The 16274-nt window shown below is 38.2% G+C and carries 15 protein-coding genes; 12 read left to right on the top strand and 3 right to left on the bottom strand.

Going from position 1 to position 16274, the window contains the following annotated elements:
- Positions 1-241: 241 nt before the first annotated feature.
- A complete protein-coding gene (locus tag C9J36_RS12140; protein ID WP_066167224.1) occupies positions 242-748 on the bottom strand; it encodes an antibiotic biosynthesis monooxygenase family protein in 507 nt (168 codons plus the stop codon).
- A gap of 206 nt (positions 749-954) precedes the next feature.
- On the opposite strand from C9J36_RS12140, the gene hemE reads away from it, so the two are divergent.
- From hemE to hemY, 3 genes are all read left to right on the top strand, one after another.
- On the top strand, positions 955-2004 hold the full coding sequence (gene hemE / locus C9J36_RS12135; protein WP_066167221.1) for a uroporphyrinogen decarboxylase: 1050 nt from the start codon (positions 955-957) through the stop codon (positions 2002-2004).
- Positions 2005-2185: 181 nt separating this feature from the next.
- Positions 2186-3115 (top strand): ferrochelatase, encoded by a 930-nt coding sequence (gene hemH, locus C9J36_RS12130; RefSeq protein ID WP_107943295.1) that lies wholly within the window; start codon positions 2186-2188, stop codon positions 3113-3115.
- Between the two features lie 405 nt (positions 3116-3520).
- Positions 3521-4954, top strand: a complete 1434-nt coding sequence (gene hemY, locus C9J36_RS12125) for a protoporphyrinogen oxidase (protein WP_107943294.1) — start codon at positions 3521-3523, stop codon at positions 4952-4954.
- 232 nt (positions 4955-5186) lie between these two features.
- Here the strand turns inward: hemY and C9J36_RS12120 are convergent, their stop codons facing one another.
- Positions 5187-5552, bottom strand: a complete 366-nt coding sequence (locus C9J36_RS12120) for a hypothetical protein (protein WP_107943293.1) — start codon at positions 5550-5552, stop codon at positions 5187-5189.
- A 136-nt stretch (positions 5553-5688) separates the two neighbouring features.
- Between C9J36_RS12120 and C9J36_RS12115 the strand changes: the two genes are divergently transcribed.
- The 8 genes from C9J36_RS12115 to C9J36_RS12080 all read left to right on the top strand — a co-directional run bounded on the left by C9J36_RS12115 (position 5689) and on the right by C9J36_RS12080 (position 14629).
- Entirely contained in the window at positions 5689-6693 is a 1005-nt protein-coding gene (locus C9J36_RS12115) for a permease (RefSeq protein WP_066167205.1), read from the top strand.
- Between the two features lie 10 nt (positions 6694-6703).
- Complete coding sequence (locus C9J36_RS12110; protein ID WP_107943292.1) at positions 6704-7606, top strand: TIGR03943 family putative permease subunit; 903 nt, start codon at positions 6704-6706, stop codon at positions 7604-7606.
- A 313-nt stretch (positions 7607-7919) separates the two neighbouring features.
- Entirely contained in the window at positions 7920-8867 is a 948-nt protein-coding gene (locus tag C9J36_RS12105; RefSeq protein WP_107943291.1) for a YncE family protein, read from the top strand.
- Entirely contained in the window at positions 8868-9560 is a 693-nt protein-coding gene (locus C9J36_RS12100) for a response regulator transcription factor (protein ID WP_107943290.1), read from the top strand.
- Positions 9557-10945: a sensor histidine kinase gene (locus C9J36_RS12095; RefSeq protein WP_107943289.1), complete on the top strand. Its 1389-nt coding sequence runs from the start codon at positions 9557-9559 to the stop codon at positions 10943-10945. The genes C9J36_RS12100 and C9J36_RS12095 overlap by 4 nt, the downstream gene beginning before the upstream one ends.
- A gap of 3 nt (positions 10946-10948) precedes the next feature.
- Positions 10949-11446, top strand: a complete 498-nt coding sequence (locus C9J36_RS12090) for a FixH family protein (RefSeq protein ID WP_066167191.1) — start codon at positions 10949-10951, stop codon at positions 11444-11446.
- A 167-nt stretch (positions 11447-11613) separates the two neighbouring features.
- On the top strand, positions 11614-12183 hold the full coding sequence (locus tag C9J36_RS12085; protein ID WP_066167188.1) for a TetR/AcrR family transcriptional regulator: 570 nt from the start codon (positions 11614-11616) through the stop codon (positions 12181-12183).
- Positions 12184-12448: 265 nt separating this feature from the next.
- The gene (locus tag C9J36_RS12080; protein ID WP_107943288.1) at positions 12449-14629 is read left to right on the top strand and encodes a YhgE/Pip domain-containing protein; all 2181 of its coding nucleotides are present in this window, start codon (positions 12449-12451) and stop codon (positions 14627-14629) included.
- A 296-nt stretch (positions 14630-14925) separates the two neighbouring features.
- On the opposite strand, the gene yhfH is transcribed toward C9J36_RS12080, so the two are convergent.
- Complete coding sequence (gene yhfH / locus C9J36_RS12075) at positions 14926-15051, bottom strand: protein YhfH (protein ID WP_082799036.1); 126 nt, start codon at positions 15049-15051, stop codon at positions 14926-14928.
- Positions 15052-15194: 143 nt separating this feature from the next.
- Here yhfH and lplA point away from each other — a divergent pair, with 143 nt between their 5' ends.
- Positions 15195-16187 carry a lipoate--protein ligase gene (lplA, locus tag C9J36_RS12070; RefSeq protein WP_066167181.1) on the top strand — a complete coding sequence of 331 codons (993 nt, stop codon included), beginning with the start codon at positions 15195-15197 and terminating at the stop codon, positions 16185-16187.
- Positions 16188-16274: the final 87 nt, after the last annotated feature.

Genomic DNA, 16274 nt, shown 5'->3' with positions numbered 1-16274 from the left:
TGAGTTTCACGGAATTAAGGAGCAAGGAGTTGTCCGAAAAGTCCATTTTGCTTTGCCCTCGCATTGAAATCAATGTTTTCATCGCTTTCCTTTTACAGAGGGATAACGCTGCTAAAGCCAATGTTCATCCCATTTTTAAAAGAGGCATTTTCTGTTTATAGGAATCTACCTTTTGTGAAACATCATCGCTACTGTCCAAAATGCCGGCTATGCACGGCTTTTTGGACAGCCCCCGCTATTCTTATTCTTCGTCAAGGGGAGCAGCGTATTTTGTTACATAGCTTGCGCCGCTAAAGATGTTTTGGGCAGGCGAAGTGGCTGGGCGTTCGCTATGGGCTTTTTTAAAGGCCTGCGAGGATTGCCATGCTTCAAAGGACGCGGGGCCAGCCCATTGTGTGAGAACGATGTACGTATCAGAATCTAATGGTCGTAGTAGCCTAAATGCAATAAAGCCGGGTTCCTGTTCGATTGCGCCAGCGCGATTTAAAAAGCGGTGCTCGAAAACAGGACGACCTTCATCGGAGACAGGGATATTGTTCATAACGAAGTAACCCTTTTGGTGTAATTCTCCCACTGCATCAAGCACCTCATATTTGCGCGGTACTGCAAATACCGATTTTTTCTTATCACTTTCTTGAATGAGCACAGTATTGCCTTCACCGTGCATAATGAAAATGGCTTCATCGGCATGCTTCGCTCGTACTTTCTCCATAAAATCTGCTGTGCCAGAAGTAAAGTAAATATACATATTGAATCGCCTCCGTTTTACATGATTACCTCCATTTAAAGCTATTGAAACAATATTTGTCAAAACAATGCTTATAGAAACAACATTTTTATGACATTTTAATAAGAAAACTATACAATAGACTGTGGACAGCTTACTATTGATAATGGGTATCAATGGATTGAGTCAACAGTAATAAAATTGAGGGGAAAGGAAATTAAGTAAATATGAAAACATTTAATGATACATTGCTAAGAGCAGCGCGCGGGGAACGTACAGAACACACGCCAGTATGGTATATGCGACAAGCAGGGCGTTCGCAGCCAGAGTACCGAGAAATTAAAGAAAAATATTCGCTTGAAGAAATTACAATGCAGCCAGAGCTATGTGCTTACGTAACTCGTTTACCTGTAGAGCAGTATGATGTGGATGCTGCTATTCTTTATAAAGATATTGTCACGCCATTACCAGGAATCGGTGTGGATGTGAAAATTAAAGCGGGTGTTGGACCAGTCATTTCTAATCCCATTCGTTCTGTGCAAGATGTTGAAAAGCTAGGGGAGTTTAATGCACAGGAGCACACACCTTACGTATTAGAAACAATTAAAATGCTGACACAAGAGCAATTGAGCGTACCGTTAATCGGTTTCGGTGGTGCACCGTTTACATTAGCAAGTTATATGATTGAAGGAGGCCCTTCACGCAATTACGCAAAAACAAAATCTTTCATGGTATCAGAGCCGCAAGCTTGGTTCACTTTAATGGACAAGTTGGCAGATATGATTATTGTTGATATTACTGCGCAAGTCGAAGCGGGTGCGAAGGCTATTCAAATTTTTGATTCGTGGGTAGGCGCATTGAATGTAGCTGATTATCGAATCTTTATCAAGCCTGTTATGACGCGTATTTTTAGTGAGCTACGCAAATTAAATGTACCACTTATTCAATTTGGTGTAGGCGCTAGTCATTTAGTAAATGAATGGCATGACTTACCGATTGACGTAGTAGGCTTGGATTGGCGCTTATCCATTCAAGAGGCGCGCGCGAAAGGTATTACAAAGCCAGTACAAGGAAATTTAGACCCAACAATGCTAGTAGCAAGCTGGGATGTACTTGAAGCGAGAGCGAAGGAAATTATCGATCAAGGTTTAGAGGCATCTGGCCATATTTTCAACTTAGGCCATGGCGTATTCCCAGACGTTGAGCCAGCAGTTTTGAAGCGTCTAACTGCGTTTATTCACGAATATAGCCGCGAGCAAATTGCGAAGCGCGGATAAAGTGAAACTTCAATTAGTGGGGGTTTTTCTCATCCCCTACTGATTGTTAGTTGAACCAATTAGGCATTAACGGGCAGTTGATTTCCCACTTATCCTTATGCTGATTTCACTTAAGTCTTGAAGTGGGCGTCTTACTGCCCGTTAATGCGGGATAAATTAATCTATTGAAGAGGTGACACGCATGAAACAAGTACGAGGATTATTAGTAATGGCATACGGTACGCCATATAAGGAAGAAGATATTGAACGCTATTATACACATATCCGCCATGGACGTAAGCCAGCACAAGAGGATATTGATGATTTAGCAGAGCGCTATCGTGCAATTGGTGGTATTTCACCATTAGCAAAAATGACGGAGGCACAAGCTAATGCATTATGTGCACGCTTGAACGAAGTGCAGGACGAAGTAGAATATAAAGTATTTATCGGCTTAAAGCACATCGAGCCATTCGTGGAAGATGCAGTAGAAGCGATGGTAAAAGAAGGTATTACGGATGCTGTTTCAATCGTATTAGCACCGCACTTCTCTACATTTTCTATTAAATCCTATAATGGACGTGCACAGGAAGCGGCTGAAAAACTAGGCGGTACTTTAACAATTAAATCAGTGGAAGCTTGGTATGATGAGCCAAAATTTATTAAATATTGGCAACAAGCAGTCGATGGTGAACTAGCAAAAATGTCTGAGGAAGAGCGAGCGAACTGCTGTTTAATCGTTTCAAACCATTCCCTGCCTGAGAAAATTAAACTTGCTGGCGATCCGTATGAAGAGCAGTTAATTGAAACAGCACGTTTAATTAAAGAGGCGTCAGCAATAGAAAATATTGCAGTAGGCTGGCAGTCAGAAGGAAAAACCCCAGAACCTTGGTTAGGACCTGACGTACAAGATTTAACACGTGATTTATTTAAAGAGCATGGCTATAAAGCATTCATTTATGCTCCAGTTGGATTTGTTACAGAGCATTTAGAGGTGCTATATGACAATGACTTCGAATGTAAAGTAGTGTGTGATGAGCTAGGCGTAGGCTATTATCGACCAACAATGCCAAATACACATACATTATTTATTGATGCAATGGTAGATGCCATTAATAAAAAATTAGCATAAAAAAATGTGGCTGTCTGAAAAGTAGGTTACTGCCTACCTTTTAGACAGTTGTTTGCACTTTGAATGGTGAGATGCCATTTAAAAAGGCTTACGCACTTGATAAAGGTCTGTAATTTAATTCTAGTGTGGCTACTAGTCACTATTTAGAAATCAATTATGCCTTGGCTTATTTTTGCTAAGATTTTTGGTTATTCCCGACAAGCATAGCTAAATTAAGTTATTAGCCAATTAATACCTTGTAAAATTTGAAGCATTTGCCAGAGGCCTTATCTTGATTCAGCAGGAGTTTGCACGCCTGCGAAAATGAGTGTTAACGAACATTCATTTTGTCATCTATAGAATTAGAAATCTTCTTCTGAATCAAGATAAAGGATAGTAAAATGCGATACTTATAATAAGAGAGTGATGATAGTGACGAATAGAAAAAAACGGAGGATTGTTGTTGTTGGTGGAGGCATCACTGGATTATCCGCAGCCTTTTATTTGCAGCAAGAAGCGAAAAAAAATAATTTACCAATAGAAATTACAGTAATTGAAGCATCATTGCGCCTTGGGGGAAAAATTCAAACATTGCGTAAAGATGGTTTTATAATTGAGCGAGGTCCCGAATCGTTTTTCGACCAATCTGGTAGCGTGCGTAATTTGGCTGCTGATTTAGGTATTGAGGATGAAATTGTTCGCCATAATACAGGACAAGCCTATGTCGCAGTTGGGGGCGAGTTATACCCTATTCCGAGTGGTATTTTACTTGGGGGAGCGCCCGAGGTATCTTCGTTTATAACATCCGGTTTAATTTCGCTTACAGGTAAAATCCGAGCGATTGGTGATTTATTATTACCGAAATCGCCTGAAAAAGAAGATGAGCCAATTGGCGATTTTTTTAGACGCCGCTTTGGCAAAGAAGTAGTTGAAAATTTAGTAGAGCCATTATTAGCAGGAACATTTGCAGGAGATATCGACCATTTAAGTATTCAGGCGATGTTTCCGCAGTTTTTTCAGTTGGAAAAGGAGCATCGTAGCTTATTACTAGGGTTAAAGAAAAACGGCAAGCATTTGTACCCGCATGTAATCGGCGAGGAAGCTTATTATGAATCATTTCAAAATGGTTTGGAAACGTTAATAGAAGTATTAGAGGAGCAATTAGCAACGTGCAGAATTTTAAAAGGTGTGCGTGTAGAATCGATAGATAAAGCTTTAGATGGCACTATGACTGTACATGTAAACAATGGTGAGCCAATTCAAGCAGATTCCATTATTATGACTTCACCCTTTAATGTTGCGAAAGAAGCCTTTAAAGCACATAATTTAATGCAACATTTGCCGAATATGAATTATGCGACAATTGCTACTGTAACGATGGCATTTAAGCGCGAGCAAATTGAAAAATACAAGGATGCGATGAGCTTTTTCGTATCTAGAAACAGCGATTTTGTTATTACTTCTTGTACGTGGAGTAACCGCAAATGGGATAATGTAGCGCCAGATGGTTATGATTTATTGCGCATTTATATCGGACGTGTTGGGGATGAGGCGGTCGTAGAGCTATCTGATACAGAAATTGAAAAGACAGTATTACAAGATTTATGTCGCTTATTAGGCATTAAAGATAAGCCTCTAACAACTGTTGTAACACGCTGGAAGCAAGGGATGCCGCAATATACAGTTGGACATGAAAAGCGGCTTCATACAATGCAAGAGGAATTAATGCAGCAATTTCCGTACGTTCAATTGGCTGGAAGCTCCTATGAGGGTATCAGTGTCCCAGAATGTGTTGCCCAAGGGAAAGAAGCGGCAGAGAGCATGCTTACAAAGTTGTTTGAATATAAAGAGGGACAGTAGCGATGATGTTTCGCAAAATGTTGATTCATATAAACAGAGAACGCCTCTTTTAAAAATGGGTGAACATTGACTTTAGCAGCGTTATCCTTCTGTAAAAGGGAAGCGATGAAAACATTTATTTCAATGCAGTGTCAAAACAAAATGGACTTTTCGGACAACTCCTGAGTAATAGCAGGAGTATATCTGTTTTTTTATAAAGCTGTTTGAAGGGGTAATACTTTTTCAAACAGCTTTATTTATTTAAATGGATTGTAGTTACTTTATCTTCCCACTGAATCGTGATTTCAACCGTAGAACCCTCTGTTGCATATGTGCAGCCCTTTGTAAAGTGAAATATACCATTGTCGTCTAATGTTGGTGTGTCAGTTGTTTCAAATCCATGGTTAATTGTATATTCGATTTTCTCAGGTATAGGCTCATTGCCGATATAGCGAATATACCCTGAAAACTCAACGCATTGCTCCTTCTTTATTTTATCATTTGTCACCTCGAAAATGACTTCCCAATTCTCGTTTTCTCCTGCAAATGTCACTATTTTTGGTATGCAGGCAGATAAAAATAGTACAACAATTATAATAATAAAAAAACGAAATTTCATAATGAACCTCCCTCCAATATTCAAGTGGTAAAAATTTTGTTGATAAAAGTATACAGTAATTATAAGAATATCTAAATGCTATTTTTCATAAATTACTTTACTTTGCAATATACATCCACGAGTCATGGAGGTAATTATGGAAAAAAACGCTTTTATGTCAAAGGGGTTATTGATTACTTGGGGAATATTTATTTTATTATTGTTGTTTCTGATTTCGCCAATAGTAAACCATCTAACGTCCTTTAGCACAACAACTGCTTCGTTATTAAATCTAAATACAATTTTTTTGAGTATTTTAATAGAAGCCCTGCCTTTTGTATTAATAGGGGTATTAATTGCAGGCTTTATTTCAATATTTTTGACAGAGGAGCATATTCAAAGATGGATTCCGAAAAGTAAATGGCTGTCAGTCTTGATGGGCTGCGTTGTAGGAGCATTGTTTCCTGCTTGTGAATGCGGCATAGTGCCAATAGTGAGGAGACTTATTACAAAAGGAGTGCCTATACACGCAGCTATTGGATTTATGCTGACAGGGCCTCTTATTAATCCTATTGTCATTATTTCAACTTACATGGCCTTCGGGAATGATATGAAAATAGCAGGGTTACGAATGATTCTAGGCTTTGCTATAGCGATGGTTATTGCGCTAATTATTAGTATATTATTTAAAGGTAATCAATTTAAAAAAGAGATATTACATGACAACAACGCTATAAAAACAGATAAAGAGCCTTTTTTAAAAAAATTAAACAACATGCTAAAACATGCGGTAGATGAGTTCTTTGATATGGGCAAGTATTTAATTATTGGTGCATTTTTAGCTGCTTTTGTACAAACTTATATGTCTACGAAGGCATTAGTTTCAATTGGAAATGACTTATCTTCCTCGTTATTAGTAATGATGGGACTAGCATTTATCCTTTCTCTTTGTTCTGAGGCAGATGCATTTATAGGTGCATCCTTTAGTTCAATATTTTCTACTCCAGCAATCCTATCATTTTTAATTTTCGGCCCAATGATTGATTTAAAAAATACAATGATGCTGTTAGGTGTTTTTAGAGTGAAATTTGTTATTTGGTTATTCATTTTTATCGCGTCAGTAGTTTATTTTAGTTTATTCGTATTGGCAAATTATATATAGGGGGGACAACGTGAAAATTAGCTATCGACAAGCTTTTAAAGCCTGCATTTTACTGTCATTTTCTGCGATGCTTTTTAGCCTGCATTGGACTGGTGAAATAAAAAAACTTATCAATCCTAAATACGGCAATTTAAGTATAGTAGCGGCAGTTTTATTTTTTATTTTATTTTTAGTACAGTTAACTAGAATTGCCGAAAAAAAGCACCATCATGACAAGCATTGCTGTTCTACACATGACCATGAAAACACGTCCTTCACTACGAGAAAAGCTCTTTCCTACACAATTATTATTATACCGATACTTACAGGCTTCCTTTTGCCAGCTCAAATATTAGGTTCTACAATTGCTGATAAAAAAGGAGGGGTGATGATGCTGACAAAACAGCAGCAAGCTAATATAGGAGATTATGTTAGCTCAAATAAACCGATTGTCGAAAACATATATGACCATGAGCCTGACCCAGCATTAATAGAGGGTAGAAAGGAAATGCAAGAAAATGAATATGAGCTTTTGAAGAAGGAGCTTTTTAAAAAATCAAAAATCAATATGGCTGCAGAAGACTATATTATTTATTATGACGAAATAAATAATAATGTATCGGAATATATAGGAAGGAGAATTCAATTAAATGGTTTTATTTTGAAAGAAGAGGAATTCGCTCAAAATCAAATGGTCATATCAAGATTTTTTATTACACATTGCATTGCAGATGCTAATATAGTAGGTTTCCTTTCTGATTTCCCTGAAGCAACTTCTCTTGCTGAGGATACATGGGTTGAGGTAATTGGAACACTAGATATAACGGAGTTTGACGGGGCATATTTGCCAATTATTAAAATAGAGCAATGGGTAGAAATTCAAGAGCCTGAAACACCTTATTTATATCCTATCGATGTTTACAGCACTTCATAAATTGAGGCGTCCAAAAAGCCGTGCAGTAGCCGGCGTTTTGGACGCTTTATTTAGTGTTTCGGTAAAATATTGCCTCATTAAAATAGAGAAAACTTTCTTTCAATGCGTCGTCGAAATAAAAAGGTCTTATTAGACAGCACTAGTTCAAGCTTCTCAACTAGAGTTAGCCTCGGTGTAATTGATTTAAAATGAGCTTAAGTAGAATTCAATGCACTTACTTAGCTGTTAGAAGATATAATGTTCATAAATTTACCGTAAGTTTTTCATCATTATTTCACAATTATCCAGTACGATGGAGTGGGAGGATGAGTAGATGAAGTATCAACTAACATGCATGATTGCTTTTGTATTGTTATTAGTTGGCTGTACAGGTGAACGCTATGCGAGCATTAATCCACATCAATCGTTCGTTGCAGCAGTGAATATTTTAGAGCCTTCAATTACTTTTTATGATAAACATGGTGAACTACTCACAACTTGGGCGTTTGAAAAAGCATATACAGGTGCAATATTACTTCAACAAGATCGAGTTTTATTATATGGTCATCAATTGACAGAGGCTGATATTTATGAGCTATCCTCGGGAAAAAAGCTCGCGACAATGGAAACGGGTATTGGAACAACGAATGCCTATTACGCGAAAGACGAGCAAATGATTTTTTTAACGAATAGCCGGACGAATAGTTTAATGCGCTATAATTTATATGGTGAACCGGATGGAGAGCTTGCTTTACGCAACTATCCAATGTCGATGATTGCGCATGAAGGCTTGTTATATGTTGTCAATTACAAAGATACTGTTTTATCTGTTGTTTCAATGGAAGATTTAGAGTTGCAGGCAGAATGGCCGATTGAAAAATCATCACATGGCTTTGCGATAATTGATAACACGTTATTCATCGGAGGACATGGTGAAGGTATACGTCCAAATGAGGCGATAAAAGCGCTTGATTTAGCGACAGGTACTGAGCTCTATAGGCGAACAATGCCCATTATGCCTGTGGGCTTTGCACAAAAAGAGGACGAGCTTGCGATTGTCAGTCATGGTAGCAATATGCTTTATGTGGCAGAGCCGACAGGTGAAATTAAATGGAAATTAGAGGTGGGAGCAAATCCATTTGTAGTTGCTTATTTTAATAATTATATTATCGTTGCAGGCTACGATGATAATAAATTATATTTTATCAAGCAAGGTCAAATAGATGAAACGATTTCAACAGAAAAAGGGCCGTTTCAACTGCTGGTAAGGGGGGATTCCTAAATGACAACTGTATTAATTGTAGATGATGAGCGGGATATGCGAAATTTGTTAGAAGTCGTTTTGCGCAAGGAGAGCATACAAACTATTACAGCGGCAAACGGCTACGAGGCATATGAGCAATTAAATAAACATTCCATTGACCTCATTTTACTAGATATTATGATGCCAGAACTTGACGGCTTTACTGTCTGCAAAACAATTCGACAAACTTCCAATGTGCCCATTATTTTTTTAACTGCAAAAGATGCGAATGAGGATAAAGTAAATGGCTTAACAATTGGAGCTGATGATTATATTGTCAAACCTTTTACTGCAAGTGAGGTTATTGCTAGAATTTTTGCTGTCCTGAGACGTTCAGAAACAGTGGATTTACAAGCAGGACAAAAGCTGCTCGTATATGGTGTGATTAAAATAGATGAAGTGTCGAGAAAAGTTTTCGTTCAAGATGTAGCAGTGCCATTAACATTAAAGGAATATGAAATACTTTATTTGTTTATGCAAAATCCTAATATCGTTTATTCGCGCGAGCAGTTGCTAGAGCGCATTTGGAATATGGATTATGCGGGGGGGACGCGCACAGTCGACACGCATATTAAAACATTGCGTTTAAAGCTTGGCAAACAATTAAAAGAGGCGAGTGAGTATATCCAAACGGTTTGGGGAATCGGCTATCGATTCGGAGAACCATTATGAAAAAGCTGACGACAAAAATATGGGTATTAATGTGCAGCTTACTTATCGCGACAATTGCTTTTATGTATATTTTATCAAACTTCATTTATGAAGAGCTTTATGTTTCTGATATGGAGCAGTCGATGATAGAAGTAGGAGAAAAGCTGCAAACGATGTATCGTGGTGGGAAAGTGGACGATGCATTGATAGCACGCGTTGAGGACTTCAATGCGTATTCTCATTTTCAAATATTTGCGGTGCGCAATCCACGTGAACTAAGTGCTTGTGTACCGTTTGACATAGATTATGATACGCTCATTGGGCCGAGTGAGCGCGAGCAATTACTGCAAGGGGAGACGGTGACGAAGGTAGGCTATGAAAAGCGCTTCGACCGCCCTATTATTTCCGTCATACTGCCTTTTACTGAGTACAATCGCTTAGAAGGCATTATTTATTTATATTATCCACTAACAAAAATTAGCGAGTTAGCTAATACTGAAATTGGCTTTTTAATTGGTGGGGCTGCACTGTTTTCCTTATGTGTAGCTTTCTTTATAGCACAGGGGCTACGCCGTATTATGCGACCGCTTCATGAGGTGCAACAGGCAGCGGAAAAAATGACAGAAGGTAATTATGAGACAAGAGTGAATGTAGCATCAAAGGATGAGGTAGGTCAGCTTGCAGAGGCCTTTAATCAAATGGCATATGCTATCCAGCAGGAGGACGAGCAGCAAAAAACCTTTTTAGCGACTGTTTCCCATGAGCTCCGAACGCCTATTAGCTATGTTAAAGGCTATAGCGAGGCGATTGGTCAAAATTATATGACTGAGGAAGAACAGCGTGAAGCCATCCAACTTATTACGCGCGAGGCTAGTCGTATGGAGCGTTTAACGAATGAACTTTTGCAATTAGCGCGTACGACACAGGAGCAAGAGGAACTAGAGCTTTACCCGATTGCCCTAGCAGAAACAGTGCGTGAGGTGACGGCTATTTTACACGCTTCCGCACAGATAAAACAAATTGAACTACGTGAAACACTTGATGAGGAATTAATTGTTTTAGGTGATGAGGAAAAGTTAAAGCAAATTTTTATCAATATTTTAGAAAATGCAATTCGCTATTCTTCGGTAGGTTCAAAGGTGGAAATTACAACAGCTATTGCTGAGCGCTATGCACTAATTTCGATAAAGGATGTCGGTATTGGTATTCCAAAAGAGGATTTACCGCATATAACAGAGCGTTTTTATCGGGTGAATAAGGCAAGAAGTCGGTCTGATGGTGGCAGTGGACTAGGTCTATCAATTGTTGAGCAGCTTATTAAGCAGCACAAAGGACAGTTAACGATAGAAAGTGAATTAAGCATAGGCACATGTGTGTATGTGAAAATACCATTAATGGAGGAATAAATAATGAAAAAGTGGTTTTTAAGTTTATTAGCAGTACCAATGTTTTTAGTAGGCTGTAATGACGAGCCAGAAGTAGATACTTTAGACAACGGCGTTATGCCCCAGGAAATTGTAGTAGAAATTCAAACACCAGAAGCTGTCGCAGTGAATGAGGAAATCGACTTAATCGCTTATGTCACACAAGGAGAAGAGAATGTAGATGATGCAGTTGTTCAATTCGAGGTATGGGAATCGGGCTTAAGAGATGAAGGACATATGATAGATGGCAAGTTAGATAAAGATGGCGTTTATAAAGCGAAATTTAATTTTGAGCATGATGGTGTTTATTATATGTTTGCACATACAACAGCACGAAGCATTCATGTTATGCCGAAACAGCAAATTATTGCTGGTAGTCCAGATATGAGTAAAGTAATAGAAGATAATAGCGATAATTCGATGAACCATGGTGAGCATGGTGACGATGAGGACCATGGAGAAGATGATGAAGGTGGCCATTAATAAAGCATTCATCTCATCGTCTTATAGGGAAGGAAATTTTTTTTACTGAAACAAGATAAATACTTGCAAATTTTTTTGAGGCGTGTATAATAATGACCAGATGACCGAAATGGTTTTCTGGTCATTTTATTTTAAAAGATATTCTTTATGAAAAAGGGGGGAATGAATTGGATCGCAGACAGGAAATTTTAGAAGCAGCTACTAAGTCATTTTCTTTATTCGGTTATAAGGGAACGACAATGGAGCAAGTAGCTAAAATTGCAAACGTCGGAAAAGGAACGATTTATACATTTTTCTCTAATAAAGAAGAAATTTTAAAAGAAGTTGTCTTGTCGCTTATTAAAGAAATGAAAATCGCGATGGATGCAACAATTGATACAAATAAATCATTTACTGAAAATGGTCATAGTGTATTAATGAAAATGCTGGAATTTAGAGAGCGCCATGTCCTTTTTGCAAAATTGATTGAGGAAGAAAAGGAATTACGTACACCAGCAGTTAAGCAAATGCTTCAAGATATTGAAAGTGAGGGAGTTTCTTATATTGCTAGTCGCATTGAAATCGGCATTAACAAAGGTGAAGTGCATGATTGCAATGCGCCACTCGTCGCGTATTTATTGTTTAAATCTTATTTAGCATTCGTTGTAGATTGGCAGCAAATACATGATGAGCCAATGAGTGAAGACCAAATTTTGGCTATTTTTAAGCAAACGATTTTCAGAGGCTTACAGAGGTAATCGAAAAATCAGAGGGCGTCCGAAAAGCATGCAAAGCACTGCTTTTCAGACGATTCATTTATCCTTTATTAAAATAATGACCGTTTTAAAAGGTTATAAACAGTGAATCTAACGTCTTTTCCTTTGACTTTAAAATGGCTAAGTACAATCAACTTTTTGTTGTATCAAAGATGAGTCAGCTTTTCGGACAGAACTTTGATTTTTTATTACTCTAAAGTGACCGTATGACGATTTCGGTCAATTCGTAAAAAGAAAGGTGATAACAGTGTTTAAATCTGAATGGTTGCAAATTTTCAAGACACGCAAAATGTTCATATCAATCATTGCAGTACTATTCATTCCAGTACTGTATAGCGGGATGTTTTTATGGGCATTTTGGAATCCTTATGCACAATTAACGAATTTACCTGTTGCGATTGTAAACGAGGATACTGGTGCAACATTTGAAGGGGAAACGATGCAGCTTGGTGAGGAGCTGACGGATAAGCTTGTTTCAAGTGAGCAATTTAAGTTTGAAGAAATAACAGCGGAGGATGCGGAGGAGCAACTTCAGGATCGTAATTACTATATGCTTATCCGCATTCCAGAAAACTTCTCTCAACACGCAACAACATTGCTTGACGAACAGCCATCAAAATTAGTAATTGACTATATTCCAAACGAGGGCTTTAACTTTTTAAGTGCTCAAATTGGTGAGACAGCCATGGAAAAGATTAAAATTGAAGTCAATTCGCAAGTAGCAAAAACCTATGCTGAAAAATTATTTACTTCCATTACGCAACTAGGCGATGGCTTTGCTGAGGCGGCTGATGGTGCATCTAAATTAGATGAGGGCGCTAAGGAAATTATGAATGGCGCTAATGATTTACAAGGCTATTTAGAGCAGTTAGCATCGAGCACAATTGAGCTTGCTGATGGTACGAGTGAGTTAAAGCAAGGCGCGCAAAAGGCAGCAACAGGAGCAACAAGCTTAGCTGATGGTGTAGCAAAGCTCGCACAAGGTAGCTCACAGCTCGCAGCAGGTGCAGATGAATTATCGACTGGCGCAAAGCAACTCGCACAAGGGATAAATAATTATACGGATGGCGCGGCACAAATTGCGGACAGCCAAAAAACATTAGTAGAAAAACAGCAGTCATTTAATGAAGGATTAGGCTCTTTAACAGAAAGCACAGGCAATTTGCAGGCTGGTGCCAATCAATTAAGCGATAGTGCAACAAAATTAAATGCAGGCATTGACTCGTTATCAGAGCAAATGCAACAAATTTTAGCGACACTACCTGCTGAAAAGGCAGAGAGTTTGCAGGCGACATTAACACAATTAAATGAAGGTAGTACACAATTGGTTGAGGGCTTAAACAATTTAACAGTAAGCTCCAACTCATTGCAGCAAGGCGTTTCACAGTTAAATGAAAGCAGCAATCAATTACTTGCAGGTCAACAACAAATTACAGAAGGTGCAAATAATCTTGTAGCAAGTAGCGATGCTTTAAGTAGCGGAATTCATACAATTGTTGGTGGTAATGCAGCGATTGCTGAAAAATTAAATGAATTAACAGAAGGTGCTAATGCAGCAAAAACTGGAGCTAACGAATTAGCAGCAGGCTTAAATACGGTCGTTTCTGGTACAGGTAAATTAAACGATGGCACATCGCTACTTGCTGAAAAATCTGGTGAATTAGCTGATGGCTCTACTACTTTAGCAGAAGGTACGAAGGAACTTGCTGAAGGTGCGACAACATTAACGTCTAAATTACAAGAAGCAAGCGAAGAGGCTAATATTGACTCTAGTGATGCGAACTATGAAATGGTTGCACAGCCTGTAGATGTAGAGAAAACTGTAGTAAACCATGTACCTAACTATGGAACTGGTTTCGCACCATACTTTATTTCATTAGGATTATTCGTAGGTGCTCTATTAATTTCGATTGTGTTCCCATTTGTAGAACCCGCAGCTCGCCCGACAAATGCGGTTACGTGGTTCTTCAGTAAAGTTTTTGTACTAGCAGTGGTTGGTATAATCCAATCAGCGATTACAGTTGCAATTGTCGTTGGTATTTTAGGGCTACAGGTAGAAAGTTTGCCGTGGTTTATGTTAACAACAGTATTAACAAGCTTCACATTTTTAGCGATTATTCAAATGCTTGTATCAATTATGGGTGACCCGGGACGCTTTGTAGCTATCCTCATTTTAATCATCCAATTAACAACAAGTGCGGGTACATTCCCATTAGAATTAGTGCCAATGCCATTGCGCGCATTTAACCCATTCTTCCCAATGACGTACTCTGTGCAAGCATTTAAAGTAGCCATCTCCACAGGTGACACAGCCTTCTTAGGCTTCAACTTTGCCGTATTAGCGGGCTTTGCAGTTGTAAGCTTAGCAATTACGCTTGGCTACTTCGCATTAATTTTTACGCGTCGCTATTCGAAGCAAGAGGCATAATGGAAAGGGTACACCTTTTCAACCATAGCTTTTATAAAAGCTATTTGCTGTAAATATGCGGGTGGTGACAATAAATTGTCACTATCTGCTATGGGACAGTCCCTAGTAAAAAGATAAACAAAGAGAATTACTTGAATAAAAAATAGGTCTAAGATGATTATTTTCCGGTTTTATCCCCATCATGAATATAAAATTGCAAAAGGCAGCAAGAGGGCGAATGAATATTTGCCTTCTTGTTGCCTTTTATGTGTAAGCAGTTCATTTATAGAATCATCATAGGGATGCGATTCACGTGATTAGATTTTATTGCAGTTTTCACAAGCATGGCTGTAGCATTCGCTTTGCTCTTCCATCTTTTTACCGCATTGTATACAAGTTTTCTCTGGTAAGTTTCTGAAAAATTCCACTACGTTTTCTAACATAAGCATTTTCCCTCCCTTGAGTTAACTGTTATAATACTGATTTATTTATATGTATTGTATTATAACAGTGTGCATTCGTCAACACAAAATGCCTAATTTAAGTTAAAATAAAATATGAACATTTGATGAAGGGAAGATACAACATGTATTTTATTGATAATAAAGGCATTACAGACCCGCGTATTAATTTAGCGATTGAGGAGTACATCTTGCGCAATATGGATATTGAGCAAGATGATTTTCTGCTGTTCTATATTAACCAGCCTTCCATTATTATTGGCAAAAACCAAAATACAATTGAAGAAATTAATACAGATTATGTAGAGGATAATAATATTATTGTTGTGCGTCGTTTATCAGGCGGTGGTGCTGTTTATCATGATTTAGGCAATTTGAATTTTAGCTTCTTAACGAAGGATGATGGCGATAGCTTCCACAACTATAAAAAATTCACGCAGCCTGTAGTCGATGCACTTGCAAAATTAGGTGTCAATGCAGAGTTGTCAGGGCGCAATGATATTTTAGCGGAAGGTCGTAAAGTATCAGGCAATGCGCAATATACTACACGTGGTCGCATGTTCAGCCATGGTACATTGATGTTTGATACAGATATTGATCAAGTTGTATCTGCACTAAAAGTAAAGAAGGACAAAATTGAGTCAAAAGGTATTAAATCTGTGCGCTCACGTGTTGCCAATATCTCAGAGTTTTTAACAGAAAAAATTTCTGTAGAGCAGTTCCGTATGGAAATTTTAAAATCAATCTTCGATGGTGAGGAAAATATTCGCTATTATGAGTTAACTGATGAGGATTGGAAAAAAATCCATGAACTATCGGCGGAGCGCTATCAAAAATGGGAGTGGAATTACGGCAAATCACCACGCTTCAATATTCAAAAAACACATCGTTTCCCATCTGGCGGCATCGATATCCGCTTAGAGGTAAATCGCGGCATTATTGAAGAAATAAAAATTTATGGGGACTTCTTCGGTGTTGGTGATGTAGCGGAAGTAGAGCAGCTTTTAACAGGCTGTAAATATGACCGTGCAGCAATCAATGAGGCATTAAAGGAAATTGATATTGCAAAATATTTCGGCGGCATTACAATCGAAGACTTTTTACAGTTAATCTATTAATGAGTGAGAGGGCATCCAAAAAGCCGTGCAGTTGCCGGTGTGTATGGACGCCTTCGTTGTTTTTGCAGAAAGCTTGCCTATTAAGTA

The organism is Metasolibacillus fluoroglycofenilyticus, assembly GCF_003049645.1.
Taxonomy (GTDB): Bacteria; Bacillota; Bacilli; order Bacillales_A; family Planococcaceae; genus Metasolibacillus; species Metasolibacillus fluoroglycofenilyticus.
Note: the sequence above shows the minus strand (reverse complement) of the source record. Positions and strands in the feature narration are given on the sequence as shown.